Annotated in this window: 10 protein-coding genes; 4 read left to right on the top strand and 6 right to left on the bottom strand. The window is 73.1% G+C overall.

Annotated elements, in window-relative coordinates:
• Window positions 1-80: 80 nt before the first annotated feature.
• From FQ330_RS08795 to FQ330_RS08780, 4 genes are read left to right on the top strand one after another with little or no spacing between them, the layout of a single operon-like run.
• Window positions 81-1,616 carry a sugar transferase gene (locus tag FQ330_RS08795; protein ID WP_225792775.1) on the top strand — a complete coding sequence of 512 codons (1,536 nt, stop codon included), beginning with the start codon at window positions 81-83 and terminating at the stop codon, window positions 1,614-1,616.
• An 11-nt stretch (window positions 1,617-1,627) separates the two neighbouring features.
• The gene (locus FQ330_RS08790) at window positions 1,628-2,779 is read left to right on the top strand and encodes a glycosyltransferase (RefSeq protein WP_225792774.1); all 1,152 of its coding nucleotides are present in this window, start codon (window positions 1,628-1,630) and stop codon (window positions 2,777-2,779) included.
• A 20-nt stretch (window positions 2,780-2,799) separates the two neighbouring features.
• On the top strand, window positions 2,800-4,134 hold the full coding sequence (locus FQ330_RS08785) for a polysaccharide biosynthesis tyrosine autokinase (RefSeq protein WP_146356821.1): 1,335 nt from the start codon (window positions 2,800-2,802) through the stop codon (window positions 4,132-4,134).
• Window positions 4,135-4,136: 2 nt separating this feature from the next.
• A complete protein-coding gene (locus tag FQ330_RS08780; protein ID WP_146356977.1) occupies window positions 4,137-5,300 on the top strand; it encodes a glycosyltransferase in 1,164 nt (387 codons plus the stop codon).
• A 1,182-nt stretch (window positions 5,301-6,482) separates the two neighbouring features.
• On the opposite strand, the gene FQ330_RS08775 is transcribed toward FQ330_RS08780, so the two are convergent.
• The 6 genes from FQ330_RS08775 to FQ330_RS08750 form a co-directional block, all read right to left on the bottom strand.
• A complete protein-coding gene (locus tag FQ330_RS08775; protein WP_128189659.1) occupies window positions 6,483-7,832 on the bottom strand; it encodes a lipopolysaccharide biosynthesis protein in 1,350 nt (449 codons plus the stop codon).
• Window positions 7,829-8,971, bottom strand: coding sequence for a glycosyltransferase family 4 protein (locus FQ330_RS08770; protein ID WP_146356819.1), 1,143 nt, complete (start codon window positions 8,969-8,971; stop codon window positions 7,829-7,831). Before FQ330_RS08770 ends, FQ330_RS08775 begins: the two co-directional genes overlap by 4 nt.
• 24 nt (window positions 8,972-8,995) lie before the next feature.
• Window positions 8,996-13,477, bottom strand: coding sequence for a PKD domain-containing protein (locus FQ330_RS08765; RefSeq protein ID WP_225792773.1), 4,482 nt, complete (start codon window positions 13,475-13,477; stop codon window positions 8,996-8,998).
• 136 nt (window positions 13,478-13,613) lie between these two features.
• Complete coding sequence (locus FQ330_RS08760) at window positions 13,614-14,324, bottom strand: hypothetical protein (protein ID WP_128188483.1); 711 nt, start codon at window positions 14,322-14,324, stop codon at window positions 13,614-13,616.
• A 24-nt stretch (window positions 14,325-14,348) separates the two neighbouring features.
• Window positions 14,349-15,275 carry a glycosyltransferase gene (locus tag FQ330_RS08755; protein WP_146356817.1) on the bottom strand — a complete coding sequence of 309 codons (927 nt, stop codon included), beginning with the start codon at window positions 15,273-15,275 and terminating at the stop codon, window positions 14,349-14,351.
• Window positions 15,265-15,996 (bottom strand): CDP-alcohol phosphatidyltransferase family protein, encoded by a 732-nt coding sequence (locus FQ330_RS08750; RefSeq protein ID WP_128188481.1) that lies wholly within the window; start codon window positions 15,994-15,996, stop codon window positions 15,265-15,267. Before FQ330_RS08750 ends, FQ330_RS08755 begins: the two co-directional genes overlap by 11 nt.
• Window positions 15,997-16,062: the final 66 nt, after the last annotated feature.

Below are 16,062 nucleotides of genomic sequence, written 5' to 3'. Positions count from 1 at the left end.
CTCATGCGGGGATCGTCGCTTGCCGCCCCCTCGACGCCGCGCATACTGTGTTCTAGAACGCTGTTATTGCAATCGAGCGGGTGGTGCAGGTGGTGCAGGTGCAGGGAGCGGCCGCTCCGCTCGGAGCCCGCGCGCGAGCGGTCGGGATCACGCTCCCCGGGGCGCAGTCGCCCCGGGCGACCAGCACCCTGACCCGCCGGCTGCGGTGGGAGCGGCGCAGCCGCACCCGCCTCGTGATCGCCGACACCGCGATCGTGCTCGCCGCGAGCCTGCTCGTCGCGCTCGGCGGCCTCGACACCGCCGCCATCGAGGTCGCCGCCTGGCCCGTGGAGCCGGCCCTCGCGGCGCCCCTCGCGACCATGGTCGCGTGGCTCGTCGCACTCGCGGCCTTCCACTCCCGCGACTCCGCGATCCTCGGCGGCGGCGCGACCGAGTACCGCCGCGTCGCCCACGCGACCGGCATCGCGTTCGCCGTGCTCGCGGCCGCTGCGCTCGTCGTCGAGTGGCCGGAGCTGCGGCTGCAGCTGCTGCTCGCGCTGCCGATCGGCCTCGTCGGCCTGCTCATCAGCCGCTGGCAGTGGCGGCGCTGGCTGCTCGCCCGGCGCCGCGAGGGCGAGTGGGCGTCGCGCACCATCATCATCGGCGACCGCGACGAGGTCCAGTACGTGCTCGAGCGGCTCGGCGGCACCCGCGACCTCGCGTACCGGGTGGTGGGCGCCGCGGTCACGGGCGACCCCGGCGACCCGCTCGAGCTCGACGGCCGGCCGGTGCCGGTGCTCACCTCGAAGGCCTCGCTCGCCGAGAGCGCGGAGCGGATGGGCGCCGACACCGTCATCCTCGCGGCGAAGCCGGACGCCGATCCCGAGTACCTGACGCGCGTCAGCAGGCAGCTGGAGGGAACGTGCGCCGAACTCGTGCTCTTCAGCAGGCTCACCGACGTCGCCGGCCCCCGGATCTCGTTCCGGCCCGTCGACGGCCTGCCGCTCATCCAGGTGCGCATCCCCACGTTCGACGGCGGCCGCCACGTGCTGAAGCGCGCGCTCGACATCGTCGTGGCGACCTGCGCGCTGCTCGCGATCGCAGTGCTCGCGGTGCCGATCGCGATCGCCATCCGGCTCGACTCCCCCGGCCCGGTGCTGTTCCGCCAGCAGCGGGTGGGCCGCGACGGCCGCACGTTCGGCATGCTGAAGTTCCGCACCATGCACATCGACGCCGAGCAGCAGCTCGAGGCCCTCCGGGCGCAGAACGAGGGCGCCGGGCCGCTGTTCAAGCTGCGCAGCGACCCCCGAGTCACGCGTGTGGGCGCCGTGCTGCGCAAGTACTCCCTCGACGAGCTGCCGCAGTTCTGGAACGCGCTGAAGGGCGACATGAGCGTCGTCGGGCCGCGGCCGCCGCTGCCCGGCGAGGTCACCGCCTACGACGGCACCGTCATGCGCCGGCTGTACCTCAAGCCCGGCATCACCGGCCTCTGGCAGATCAGCGGGCGCAGCGACCTCTCGTGGGACGAGAGCGTGCGGCTCGACCTGCGCTACGTCGAGAACTGGTCGGTCATGCAGGACCTCATGATCATGGTCAAGACCGCCCGGGTGATGGTGCGCCCGGCCGGCGCGTACTGAGGCGGCCCCCGATGCGCATCGCGATGCTCGGCACCCGGGGCGTCCCCGCCGCCTACGGCGGCTTCGAGACGGCCGTCGAGGAGATCGGCTCGCGGCTGGCCGCGCGCGGGCACGAGGTGACCGTCTACGGCGACCGCGCGCATCCGCGCCTCGACGAGCACCTCGGCATGCGCCTCGTGCACGTGCCGTCGCTGCCGGTGAAGCAGCTCGAGACCCTCAGCCGCACCGGGATCGCGACGCTGCACGCGATCGCCGGCCCGCCGCCCGACGCCGCGTTCGTCTTCAACGCCGCGAACGCGCCGTACGTCTCGCTCCTGCGCGCCCGCGGCATCCCCGTCGCGGTGCACGTCGACGGGCTCGAGTGGCGGCGCGCGAAGTGGGGCGGCGCGGGCCGCGCCTACTACCGCTGGGCCGAGGCCCGCTCGGTGCGCACCGCCGACGCGCTCATCGCCGACGCGCCGGGCATCGCCGACTACTACCTCCGCGAGTTCCGGGTGCCGACCGAGCTCATCCGCTACGGCGCGCCCGTGCTGCACCGCTGCTCGACGGCGCCGCTGCGGGCACTGGGGCTCGATGCCGAGCGCTTCCACCTCGCCGTCGCGCGCTTCGAGCCCGAGAACCACGTGCTCGAGATCGTCGAGGGCTACCGGCGAAGCAGCGCGCGGCTGCCGCTCGCGGTGGTGGGATCGGCGCCCTACAGCGCCGACTACACGCGCGCGGTGCGCGACGCGGCCGCCGGTGACGACCGCATCCGGCTCCTCGGCGGCGTCTGGGACCAGGAGCTGCTCGACGCGCTCTACGCCCACGCCTACACCTACGTGCACGGGCACTCGGTCGGCGGCACGAACCCGTCGCTGCTGCGCGCCATGGGCGCCGGCACCGCCACGATCGCCTTCGACGTCGACTTCAACCGCGAGGTGCTCGCCGACGACGCGTGGACCTTCCGCGACGCCGAGCAGCTGGCCACGGCGCTCGCGCGGGCGGAGGCCGACGAGCCGCTCGTCATCGCGCGGGGCCTCCGCGCCCGCGAGCGCGCGGCCCGCGTCTTCCGCTGGGAGGACGTCGCCGACGAGTACGAGCGGCTCGCCGAGGAGCTCGCGACGGGCGCGTCGATGCACGGCTTGGGCCGGACAGCCAGGAGGACGGTGCAGAATGCGAGGTGAGGCTCTGAGAGGGGGTCGCGTTGACGCTCCACGAGTACGCCGCAGCGCTGCGGAAGCACTGGCTGGTGATCGTGCTGCTCGCGGCGCTCGGAGCCGGGGCCGGGTGGGGCGTCTCGCAGCTCATGCCTGAGCGCTTCCGTGCCGAGACGACCGTCATGATCATCCCGGCGCGCGGCGACTCGACGACCGAGCTCGTGCAGGGCTCGAACTACGTGCAGAGCCTCGTGGAGACGTACACCGTGCTCGCGCGCTCCCCCGTGGTGCTCGAGCCCGTCATCGAGCAGATGGGGCTCGACGAGACCGCCGCGCGGCTCGCCGCCCGCACCGACGTCGACGCGCCGCTCAACACCGTCGTGATCGAGATCGGGGTGTCGGATGCGTCGGGCGAGCGCGCGAGGGACGTCGCCGACGCGATCGCCGTCGAGTTCGCGGACGCCGTCGCCGCGACCTCGCCGGAGGGCGCGGACGGCGAGCCCGCCGTGCGCGTGTCGGTGATCGCCCCCGCGCGCACGCCGCTCGCCGCGATCGCGCCCAACACGCGGCTCAACACCGTGCTCGGCGGCGGCGCGGGCCTCGTGCTCGGCGTGCTCGCCGCGCTCGGGCTGCGCCTGTTCGGCAGCCGGATGGGCACGGTCGAGGAGCTCCAGGAGGTGCTGGGCGAGACGCCGGTGCTCGGCACCGTCGGCCGCGCCGGCGCGGGCGGCGTCGCCGCGTCGCTGCGCGACCATCCCGGAGGGCGCGTCGCCGAGACGCTCCGGCACACGACCGCCGCCTTGAAGTTCGTCGACATGGATCAGTCGCGGCGGGTGCTGCTCGTCTCGAGCGCCGCCGCCGGCGAGGGCAAGTCGTCGCTGAGCGTCGGCCTCGCGCTCACGCTCGCGGATGTCGGGCACCGGGTGCTGCTGGTCGAGGCCGACCTGCGGCGGCCGACGCTCGCCGAGACGACCGGCGTCGAGGGCGCGGTGGGACTGACGACCGTGCTCGTCGGCGACGCGACGCTCGCCGAGGCCGCGCAGCAGTGGGGCCACGCCCGGCTCTCGGTGCTGCCGAGCGGTCCGAAGCCGCCGAACCCCGGGCAGCTGTTCACGAGCGGCAGGCTGCGCGGCGTCATCGAGCAGGCGCGCGCCGCCTACGAGTACGTGATCATCGACGCGCCGCCCGTGCTCGCGGTGAGCGACGCGCTCTGGCTCGCGCCCGCCGCGGACGCCTCCATCCTCGTCGCGCGCGCCGACCGCACCAAGCGCGCGACCCTGCTGCGCGCGATCGCGGCGCTCGACGCGACACCGGCGACGGTGCTCGGCGTGGTCCTGAACGCCGTCACGCTCTCGCGGAGCCCGTACGACAGCACGTCGTGAGCATGCCCACCTGCCTGTTCGCGCATCCGGGGGCCGAGCTGTTCGGCTCCGACCGGATGCTGCTCGAGAGCGTCGTCGCCGCCCGCGAGCAGGGCTGGCGGTGCGTGGTCGCGCTCCCCGAGCACGGCCCGCTCGTCGATGCGCTCCGCGGGGCGGGGGCGACGATCGTGATCGCGCCCTCGCTCGTGCTGCGGAAGGCGCTGCTGCGGCCGAGCGGATGGCCGGCGCTCGTGCGCTCGACCCTCCGCGGCACCGCGGCGGCATGGCGGATCGTCGCTCGCGCTCGGCCGGACGCCGTGTACGTCAACACCATCACGATCCCCCTCTGGCCCGTGGTCGCCCGCCTGCGGGGCGTGCCCTCGATCAGCCACGTGCACGAGGCGGAGGCGTCGGGCTCGCGGCTGGTGAACGCGCTGCTCTACGCGCCGCACCTGCTGTCGCGCGGCGTGCTCGCGAACAGCGCGTTCAGCCTGCGGACGATCGCCGCGAGCCTGCCCGCGCTCGCCCGCAGGGCCGTCGTCGTCGCGAACGGCGTCGCCGCCCCGGCCGACCCCGCTCCCCCGCGCGCCCGCCTCGACGGCCCGCTGCGCGTGCTCTACCTCGGCCGGCTCTCGCCGCGCAAGGGGCCGCAGGTGCTCGTCGCCGCCGCACGGCTCCTGCGCGAGCGCGGCGTCGCCGCGCACGTGGGACTGCTCGGCTCGCCCTTCGCCGGCTACGAGTGGTTCGAGGACGAGCTGCGCGCCTCCGTGCGCGAGGCGGGGCTCGGCGACGCCGTCGCGTTCCACGGGTTCCACGATGACGTCTGGGCGTTCGTCGACGCCTGCGACGTGCTCGTCGTGCCGAGCACCATCGACGAGCCGTTCGGCAACACCGCGGTCGAGGGGATCCTGGCGCTCCGGCCGGTGGTCGCGAGCGACACGAGCGGGCTGCGCGAGGCCGCCGGCGGCTACCCGACCGCGACGCTCGTGCCGCCGGGCGACGCCACGGCCCTCGCGGACGCGCTCGCGCGGGTCGTCGAGCGCTGGGACGAGGTCGTCAGCGGCGTCGCGGCGAGCGCGGCCCAGGCCCAGCGACGCCATGCGCCTGCCGCCTACCGTGCGACGGTCTCCGAGGCACTGCGCGCGGCAGCGCAGGCAGCAGCACCGCGAGGGCGAGCGGGAGCGTGACCATCGCGCTTGCGAACGGGCTGAAGGCCACGTCCCACACGCTCCTGATCGCCAGGAACAGCGCGACCGCCGAGATCGCGCCGCTCGCGATCCCGTGGCCAGCCGAGGCCACGACCGCGAGCAGCACGCACAGCGCCAGTGCCGCGCCGGCGAGGCCGTAGATCAGCCAGAGGTCGCCGAGCACGGAATGCACCTCGAGCCCGTTGCCGAACATGTAGTTGTGCACGTAGCCGTTGTCCGGGTCGTAGCCGAGCGCCCACATGCCCTCCGCGCCCAGGCGACGCTCGTCGTAGGTCACGAGGGCTCCCGAGCCGTAGCCGAGCGGCCGTTCGGCGATGAGCGACGCGGCGGCGCCCATCTCGGGGCGCCCTCCCACGATCGCGGTGCCGGATCGGTCGATCTGCAGCTCGGTGCGAGCGCGCGCCGCATCGCCCAGCACCCCCTCGAGGATCGCGGCCTGCACGGCGAAGTAGCCCGCGATGGCGATGACGCCGAGCCGCGCGATCGCGCCCCACGCGCTCCGCGCCCGGAGCACTCCGCCCCGTCCGCGCCGCTCGAGCAGGACGATGGCGGCCGCGATGACGAGCATCGCCGCGAGCGATCGCGAGTCGGCGAGGGCGGAGACGGCGGCCAGCGCGCCCAGGCTCAGGAGCTGCCGGCCCGTACTCGCCCACACCCATGGCAGGCTGAGGACGATCAGCGTCACCGGCACCGAGAACGAGAACTTCCAGACGTTGTCGAGGTTCACCCCCGTCACCGCGAGCGACGCGAGGCTGCCCAGCCCGAAGACGAGCACCAGCCGCTGCAGCCCGAGCACCGACCGCGCCCAGAGCAGGCTGGCGAGCACGAGCGGCAGCGCCAGCACGCGCACGGTCTGGACGGTCCGGAGCGCGTCGCTCACGGCCACGGTCCCGGAGCGCGCTTCGGTGATGATCGCCCCGCTGAGGGCGGCGAGCAGGGCGAGCGCCGCGAGCACGGCGGCTCCGCGGTGCCGCAGCAGGAGTCCGGCCGTCATCGGCAGGATCGCGATCGAGATGAGGAAGCTGATGGGCACGTCGGGCGAGAACCTGTAGCGGATCGCGATGGCGAAGACCACCAGCCCGGCGACCGCGAGCTCGGTGGTCGCGCGCCGTCGGGAGTCGGTCGCGTCGACGCGCGTCCTCGTCTCCAGGGCGTGGGCCATCACTGCGCCGCCTGGGCGGCGCGGCGGTCTCGGAGGTCGCGCGCCACGTAGGAGACGTTCGGCAGCACCTGGCAGACGACGACCGCCGCGGTCACCGCGATCACGCTGCCCGCAGCGCCGAGCACGGGGATGAGCCAGAGCGACATCCCGAGCCCGATCGGGATCATCATCAGCGTGGGCACCACCTGGAACCGCAGACCGCGCGCATCCGTCATGTACATGCCCAGCGGATACTTCGCCGCCTGCGCGGCGACGAACAGCACGAACGCCGCCAGCAGCAGCGGGTCGAGCGTCAGCTTCCCAGCAGACACGAGCTCGACGAGCCACGGCGCGAGCACGGCGACACCGCCGCCGAGCACCAGCCCTCCGCCGAGGAACCAGAGCGCGACGCTGCGCGGCGAGTCCACGCGATCCGCGGCGCGGGCGCGCGCGAAGATCGGCCACAGGGCGAGCCCCGCGGCTGCGATGGTCTGCAGGGCGATGCCGAAGAGCTGGGATGCGAGGTTGTAGTCCGCGAGCTCCTCGGCGCCGTCGAGGTGGCTGATGAGGATGCGCGCGGTGTGCATCGTCGCCGGCAGCGCGAGCATCTGCACGAGCATCGGGAGCGCGAGGTGCATGACCGGCACGCTCGGGGCCTGGCGGAGATGCGGCACCTCGCGTGCGGCGGCGCCGAGCTGCGGCGAGACGATGCGCGCCGCGACCACGAGGCTCGTGGAGGCGACCGCGGCGCTCGCCATGTAGGCGAAGACCGCCAGCTGCTGGCCGGCGGGGACGCCGAGCAGCGCGCACCCGCCGATGAGCACCAGGATGAGCGGGGCGGTCAGCGCCTGCGTGAAGATCTGCGTCGTGTTGCGCCCGAGCCCGACCAGCAGGCGAGCGCCGATCGTCAGCGGCAGCGTCAGGCCGAAGATCGCCATGCACGCGGCCGCCACCCAGCCGCCGCCGGACATGAGCCCGGGGCCGAGGATCGCGGGCCACGCGTCGAACGCGCCCAGCAGCAAGGAGGCGGCCGCGATGATGCCGCCCGCGACGAGCAGGATGCGCAGCGCGCTCGTGATGGTGCGCCGCAGCAGCGCGTCCCGGCGCGGATCCTCCGACTCGGCTGCCGCGTTGATCAGCACGGCGGCGATGCCGAGGTCCGCGAAGGGCAGCAGCGCCGGGAGGCTCGCCAGCAGTCCGTACTGCGCGTACGCCTCGACGCCGAATCCGTCGAGGATGATGCGGCTGGTGACGAGGCCGACGATGCCGGTGAGCGCCATGACGACCACCTTCGCGGCTGCCGCCGAGCCGACCTGGTGCCACCGGCCCCGCGTGCGCCGCGCCGGCCGCGCGCGAGTCGCGCCGATCATCGCAGGCCCTCGTACATCCAGTCCTGCGCAGCTCGTCTCCCGTCCGCCGCCGGGAGGTCCGTGACCACGCCCTCCGGTGTCCGAGCGCTCGTGAGGGCACGCACGAGCGCCGCCGCCAGCGCCTCATGCGCGTCTGCCGGCACGATCTCGTGCCCGTGCTGCTGCAGCCAGCTCGCGAGCCCGGTCTCGCTCGTCGTCACCACGATGCACCCGGAGGCGAGGGCCTCGACGATCGGCAGCCCGACCTGCTCTCGCCAGAGCGGCGTGCGCCGAGAGGGCAGCACCAGGACCTTGCTGCGCTCGAGCGTCTCGAAGATGCTGGCGCGGGGCGGGTCGAGCCGCACGACGACGCGGTCGTCGGCCGCCGCCAGCGCCATGGCGGCTGCCGCCCCGGATCCGCGCCCGAGGATGGTCAGCCGCGCCTCGGGCAGCGCGGCTCGGACCGCAGGCCAGACGTCGAGCACTGCGGGGAAGCCCTTGCGCTCCGCCATGTCGCCGAGGAACACCAGGTGCGGCGGGCGCGGCACCGACGCCGGCGCGACGAGCCTCGACACGGGCAGCGCGGGAATCACGCGGTGCTCCGGCCATCGCGCGGGGAACGCCGAGCGGTACACCTGCTCCGAGAGGGCTGTGCCGAACGCGATGCGGTCGAGCACGCGCCATACGATCGGCTGCAGCGGCGCGAGCAGCGCATGCCGCAGTCGTGCCCTGCGCGGCAGGTTGGCGACTGCCTCCGCGAGCGGCATGGCCTCGATCGCGTACGTCACGACGCGAGCCGGACGCTCCCCGCGCACGAGCGAGCGGATGCGGTTCCCCAGCACGGCGCTGAGCGTGCGCAGCGACGCGGCGGCCATGAGCGGCTCACTCACCTCGATGACCGCCACCGGGTGCGACAGCGTCCACCGCAGGGTCCCGAGCGCGCCGGCCCGCTGCACGTCGAGCGCGGCGGCGAGCGCGCGGTCGAAGTCGTAGCGCCGCGCGCGGAACAGGATCGTGACCCGGCGGTCGCCGGCGAGCCGCTCGAGGTGCGCCGTGCGCACCTCGTCGTACAGCTGCAGTGCGCGACCTGCGACTGCCTCGACCGCATCAGCCGTCGACAAGGCTCCGGTCGTCGCCGCGTGCTCGCTGTGCGCTGCCATCGGATCGGCCTCGTGACGGCCGGCTCATCCCCCGAGGGCGGGGTCGGAGACGGTGATGCTGTCGAAGGCGACTGCGCCGCCGCCTGGGTTGTTCGGCACGTAGGTGAACACCGACACCGCACCCGCCGTCTGCAGCGCTGCGAGCGAGTTCGTGCCCTCGCGCATCCAGCCCGGCTCCGCCTGACCGACCTCCCACAGCTTCGCCCGCACCGTCGTCGGCGACGTGCCCGTCACCTCCATGCTGAACGCGTACTGCTCCCCCGGCACGATCGTGATCGGCACCTGCAGCATCGGCGCGATCGCCGTCGCCCCGTCCTGCAGCAGGTACAGCCGCACACCGCCATCGGCCTGCAGCCGCAGTCTCGCGATGTAGTTCGTCGAGCCCACCCGGCGACCCACCAGCGAGACGTACTGCGCCTCAACCAGCGAATCCACGCTGAACACCGCATCGATCCGCGTGCTCGCGCTCGACACCCCGTTCAGATCCGCATACACCGTCTGCGACGTCGACGCCGGGATCGTCATCCGACCCTCGCCATCCGCCACCGAGAACCGGCTCGCCGTCCCCCGCAGGGACCACGGCCCGCCGACATCCGCAGTGCCCCAGCCGTTCGACACCGTCCGGTCGAACCCATCCTGCGCCAGCACACCCGCACCCGGCTCGGCGACCGTGATGGACCGTTCCGCGGTCGCAGTCGCGCCGTCGTCGTCCGTCACGCGCAGCCGCACGGGATAGCTGCCGACGGCGGAGAACTCGTGCGTCGCGGTGGCGCCGCCCTCGACGAACCCGCTGCCGAAGTCCCACGCGTACGACTCGATGGAGCCGTCGGGGTCGGAGGAGCCGGAGGCGTCCACCGACACGACCAGGCCCGAGCTCGAGCTCGTGAAGGACGCCGTGGGCGCGACGTTCGGCGCCGGTGCGCCTCCGGCGGGGTCGGAGACGGTGATGCTGTCGAAGGCGACTGCGCCGCCGCCTGGGTTGTTCGGCACGTAGGTGAACACCGACACCGCACCCGCCGTCTGCAGCGCTGCGAGCGAGTTCGTGCCCTCGCGCATCCAGCCCGGCTCCGCCTGACCGACCTCCCACAGCTTCGCCCGCACCGTCGTCGGCGACGTGCCCGTCACCTCCATGCTGAACGCGTACTGCTCCCCCGGCACGATCGTGATCGGCACCTGCAGCATCGGCGCGATCGCCGTCGCCCCGTCCTGCAGCAGGTACAGCCGCACACCGCCATCGGCCTGCAGCCGCAGTCTCGCGATGTAGTTCGTCGAGCCCACCCGGCGACCCACCAGCGAGACGTACTGCGCCTCAACCAGCGAATCCACGCTGAACACCGCATCGATCCGCGTGCTCGCGCTCGACACCCCGTTCAGATCCGCATACACCGTCTGCGACGTCGACGCCGGGATCGTCATCCGACCCTCGCCATCCGCCACCGAGAACCGGCTCGCCGTCCCCCGCAGGGACCACGGCCCGCCGACATCCGCAGTGCCCCAGCCGTTCGACACCGTCCGGTCGAACCCATCCTGCGCCAGCACACCCGCACCCGGCTCGATGACCGTCACGCTCTGCTCGTCGACGTCCGTCGCGCCGTCGTCATCGGTGACGCGCAGCCGCACGGGATAGGTCCCCGCCGAGCCGAACTCATGCGAGGCGGTCGCGGCGCCTGCGGCGAAGCCGGCGCCGAAGTCCCACTCGTACGATGCCACCGAGCCGTCCGGGTCGGACGAGGACGAGCCGTCCACCGAGACCTCCAGGCCCTGCGACTGGATGGTGAACGACGCGCTCGGCGCCGCGTTCGGCACCGGCTCCACCGTCACCTGGGTGGTGGCGGTGCCGGTGGCGCCGTCGTCGTCCGTCACCGTCAGGGTGACGTCGTACGTGCCGGCCGTCGAGTAGGTCTTCGTCACCGACGCCCCGGTGCCCGTCGAGCCGTCGCCGAAGCTCCAGGCGTAGGACACCACCGTGCCGTCGGCGTCGGTGGCGGAGCCGCTGAAGCCCACCTGCAGCCCGTCGACCGAGGGCGTGCCGATCGCGGCGCTCGGGGGCGTGTTGGGGGCGACGCCCGTCGTGCCCGCCTCGTAGTGCGCCTGGACGCGGTCCGCGGAGAGCGGCCGGTCGTAGATCGCGACCTCGTCGAGCAGGCCTTCGAACTGCCTCGATCCCGGCGCGCTGGTCCACGAGTTCAGGTTGTCGTTGGCGATGCGCCAGTAGCCCTGGTACGCCTGCGCGGATGTGACGTCGTTCCGCTGCGCGCGCAGCTGCCCATCGACGTACAGCCGCATGCCCTCGCTGCCGAGGGTCGCCACCGCGTGGTGCCACTCGCCGTCCCGGTAGGTGCCCGGTGTGGTGATGACCTGCACGGACCCGGGGTACACGCCGAAGAGCAGCTGACCGGCGTTGTTCATGTAGAGGTGCCGGTCGTAGGAGGTGGACGAGCCGGTCCGCGCGTTGCCGAATCCGACGAGCTTTCCTCCGCTCGTCGTGCTGGTGCGGAACCATGTCTCGATGGAGAAGCGCTGAGGGCCCGCGATGCGCGTCGTCGACCCGCCGCTGCCATCGTTCTGCGAGTTCGTGGTCGCCGTGTTGAAGCGGATCGCGGCATCGGCGTCGGAGGCCAGCGCACCCGGTTCGCCGTACGTCATGCGGCCGCTCAGCTGCATGTCGGAGCCGCCGAAGAGGTCGACGGAGGAGCCGCTCGCCTCGCCGAGGCGCCACATGCTGACGACGTCGTCCTGCGCAACGCTCTCGAGGTAGGCGGAGATGGCTCCGCTCGACACCGTCGCGGTCGCCCACTCCGAGCGGAAGACATTCCCACCCGGATCGCGCGCCACGACGCGCACCTGATGCGTCGACCCCGGCTCGAGGCCGGAGATCAGTGTGCGCACAGTCTGGACGTCCCAGAACTTGTTCGACATGGTCTGCTCGCCCACGAGGCCGGCGGTCGTCTCCGAGTCGAGGTACACGCGGTAGGTCAGCGCCTGGTCGTCGCGATCGAAGATCGTCGGGAACGAGACCCGGAGGGAGCCGGGGATGACGGCGCTGACAGACGGCGTCCACCAGGCGTTCGGAGTGATGCCGGCCGCGATGGCGAGCCGCTCCTGATCCTGCGAGAGGCGCGGCCCCTGGTCGTCCGGCGCATTCTGGCGCAGGGTGTAGCGCACGAGCCCCTGCTGCGTAGCGCCGTTCACCCGGGGGAACTCGCCGCCGTAGACCAGGTACTGGTCGTTGCCGTCGAGGGCCCAGACCGCCTGGTTCTTGCCGGTGAACGTGCCGATGTCCGTCTGCGGGTACCAGTTGAGGATCTCCGGGCGTGGGCGGCCAGGGTGGTCGGGGTAGCCGTAGATGTCGGGCGTGTTGGCGCCGTGGACCTCGGTGGTGACCGCGGTCGAGTGGTAGAAGGTCCACGGATCGGACTGCGGGAATCCGCCGCTGTTGCCGCAGTAGTGCTTGTGGCTGGCCATGTACACCTGGCCGGCGACCGCAGCCGCGTCGTAGGTGTCGCCGTGGCAGTCCTCGATCCAGACCATCTCGCCGTCCGACCAGCGCGCCTGGAACGCGCCCTCCATGTTGCCGCCGCGGCCGTAGTGCCAGCCGACGCCGTAGAAGTTGACGCCGTCGGTGCTCAGCTTCGTGACGCCCGAGTTGTCGCCCGCGTTGCGCACGATCGAGTTCACGGGCAGCGGCAGCTGCGCGCCGGTGGAGGCGTCGACCATGGACAGCCCGTACCCGGGCTCGCTCTGCCCGCCGGCGACCGAGGTGAAGTTGCCCGACAGCATCACCTTCGTCGCGTCGGGTCCGACCGCGAGCGCCTGCACCATGCCGTTGTCGACGATGGGGCGGAACGGCAGCACCGCGCCGTTGGAGGCGTTGACCGCGCCGATGCGCGCCCGGGCACTGCCGTTGACGGCGCTGAAGTAGCCGCCCACGTAGACGGTCGAGTTGGTCGCCGCCACGGACTGCGTGGTGCCGTTGATGTTCGGCACCACCGTGGTGCTGAGCGTGTGGCCGGGCAGGTCGAAGACGGCGATGCGATTGCGCGTCTGGCCGTTGACCGCGGTGAACGCGCCCACGACGTAGAGCCGCCTGCCGTCGGGGGAGACCGCGATGTCGTTGACCCGTCCGTTGAAGGAGGGCGCGAAGGACGTGACCTGACCGGTCTGCACGTCGAACGCGAGGAAGTTGCTGCGGGGGATGAGATTGGTGCCGGGGGCCGCGCCGGCCGGGCGGGCGTTCGAGAACTGTCCTCCGGCGTAGGCGATGTTGCCCGCGACGTGCACGTCCCACACCACGCCTTGGTCGATCTGCACCGTCGGCAGCGCGTCGGCGGACATGCTCGCCTCGTGGGGCAGTGCCGACGCCTCGAGCGCTGCAGGCTCGATGACCGGATCGGCCGCCACGGCCGCGCTCGGTGCGCTGACCAGGATCGCGGCGCCGACCGCGATCGCTCCGACGGCGGCGACGTGCGTGCGGATCAGCGTGCGGATCGGTGTCGAGGTGCGCATGTGACGTTCCTGTCCTCAGTGCCAGCGGACCGCATCCCATGACACCGTCCAGTAACGGCGTTATCGTACGCCCGGCCACGGACCGCCGAGGGCTTCCGCGCTGAGACTGCGGGAATCCTGAGGTCTCGCGCGCGGCTCAGCGCGCGGCGCCCTCGAAGAGCACCACGGGCTCACCGGCCTGCAGCACCACCTCGATGCCGATGAGGCCGCGCTGGTCGTGCGGCACCGTGAAGAGGTAGACGCCCGAGCTCGAGCCGCCTGCCGGTATCGACGCGGGGAACGCTCGGCCGCCGGGCTCCCGGATCTCGTTCGCCGGCAGCCGGTCCTCGCCGATGTAGAGGTTGACCACCACGACGGGCGTCGGGAACGGATCGTCGCCCGTGTTCGTCGCCTCGACGGTGACTCGGATCGCCGGTCCGGCGATCTCGCCGGCGATGTTGGCCTCGCCGTCGACCGACTCGAGCGACGCCAGCTCCAGCTCGACGTCGGCGGTAGGCTCGACGACCGCATCCAGCGGCACCGGCGCGAGCGTCTCGGTCGGCAGGGATCCGGGAGGCGACCCCGGGGGCGCCGTCGCACCCGCGGAGGTCGCGGGCGCCGACGGGAGCGCGCTCGGTGCCGCGGAGCCCGACGGCGTCGGTGTCGACGTGGGCGCAGTCGACGGCAGCGACGTCGAGGTGCCGGGCGTCGACGACGGCGAGCCGCTCGCCGTGCCCGGCTGCTCGGCGTCGCCCGCCCCGCTCGCGCTGAGGACGCCCCAGAGCACGAGCCCGACGACCGTCACCCCGCCCAGCACGAGCGCGGCTCGGGCGCGAGGCGTCGACGCACTCCGCTGCTCGCTCGTCATGGGCACACTGTACGTGCGGCGGGTTCAGCGCACGCCAGCCGATTCGCGCACGATTCGCCGAGCATCAACCACGCCTCGCAACGCGGCGCGCACCGGCGCCGGCGACCGCAGCAGCTGTCGGCGCCCGCTTCTGCCGAGCACCTCCCATGCCGCGCCCAGCACGCCGCGCCGCCATCGCCGCACGCCCTGCGCATCCAGGTGCTTGACCGCGAACAGCATGCGGTTGCGGATGTTGTAGTACGTGTAGACGCTCGACTTGCCGCGCCCGAGCTGACCACGCTCGCGGTGAGTGCCGCCCTCGTCGTGCACCGCGACGGCGTCCTCGACGACGCGGAGCCGGCCGCCGCGCTCCACGAGGCGCCGCGACAGGTCCACGTCCTCCCAGTAGAGGAAGTAGTCCTCGTCGAACCCGCCGACGAGCTCCCACGCCTCCTCCGGGATCCACAGGCACGCGCCGCTCAGCCACTCCCAGCGCTCGGCGTCGGCGTGCGCGGCGCGGCGCGCGCGGCCCCGGGTTGCACCATCGGCGATATAGAGATCGGATCCGGCCGACCACGTGCCGCCCTGCGGATCGCGGATCACGGGCGCGAGCACCGCGAGCCCGTCCGCGTCGGCGGCCGCGCGGAGCGCAGCGACCGCGGCCGACTCGATCTGCGCATCCGGGTTCAGCACGAGCAGGTCGCGGGCTCCGAGCGCGCGGGCCCTGGCGACGCCGCAGTTGACGCCGCCGCCGAAGCCCAGGTTGCGCTCCGGCGTCACGACCTGCCAGCCGTGCCGCTGCGCGAGCGCCAGGACCCGCTCCCGCTCATCGGAGGACGAGAGGTTGTCGACGACCACCACCAGCTCGGGCGCGACGCTCCGGGCCGAGGCGACCAGGTGCTCGGAGAGCAGCTCGGACGACGCGTAGCTGACGACGACGATCGCGAGCGGACGCCGAGGCTCAGCCGACATGGCGCATCTCACGGAACCACTTGACCGCCGCCAGCGCCAGGAAGGCCGTCTGCAGCAGGAGCAGCAGCGCGTACGCGGGGAGGAAGAGGGCGGGCCATCCCCACAGCACCATCAGCCAGCACACGACGCCGAAGTCGGTCGGCAGCAGCAGCATCGAGCGCCCGAGCGAGCCTCCGCCGCGCGCGTGGGTCGACGGCACACCCCTCGCACCGCGCAGCAGGTCGTTGAGGATCATGCCGAAGAAGGTGACGGTCGCGACCACCGAGAACGCGATCGGCAGCAGCAGCACCGGCTCCGGGAGCCCGGGCGCGCCTCGGTAGAGCCCGACGAGCAGCGCCAGGTGCAGCGAGGCGATCTTGAGCGCGTCCACGAAGTGGTCGAGCCACTCCCCCGCGAGCGAGCCGCCGCCGCGCAGGCGCGCCACCTGGCCGTCGGCGGAGTCCCACGCATATCCGAGGGCGAGCAGGACCGCCGCGACGATGCCGGTCCAGGACTCGACGGGCGCGACGGCGAGCAGCGCGATGGCGGCGAAGGTGTGCACCGCGCTGATGGCGGTGACCTGGTTCGGCGTCAGGCCGGCGGCGTGGGCCGCGGCGGCCAGCGCACGGCCGATCCGGCGGTTGACGTACACCGAGTAGGCGGGCGCTCCCCTGGCGTGCCCCTTCTGCGCCGAGGACAGGCGCGCGTGCGCGGCGCGGATGCCGAGCGTCGCTCCAGTCATGGCTCGCCCTCCACCCTCGACGCCGGGCGTCTGCCCGAATTGATGTAACGATGTTACGATACTCCC

This window comes from Agrococcus sediminis (genome assembly GCF_007923295.1).
Taxonomy (GTDB): Bacteria; Actinomycetota; Actinomycetes; order Actinomycetales; family Microbacteriaceae; genus Agrococcus; species Agrococcus sediminis.
This window is presented reverse-complemented; position numbering and strand designations above follow the sequence as displayed.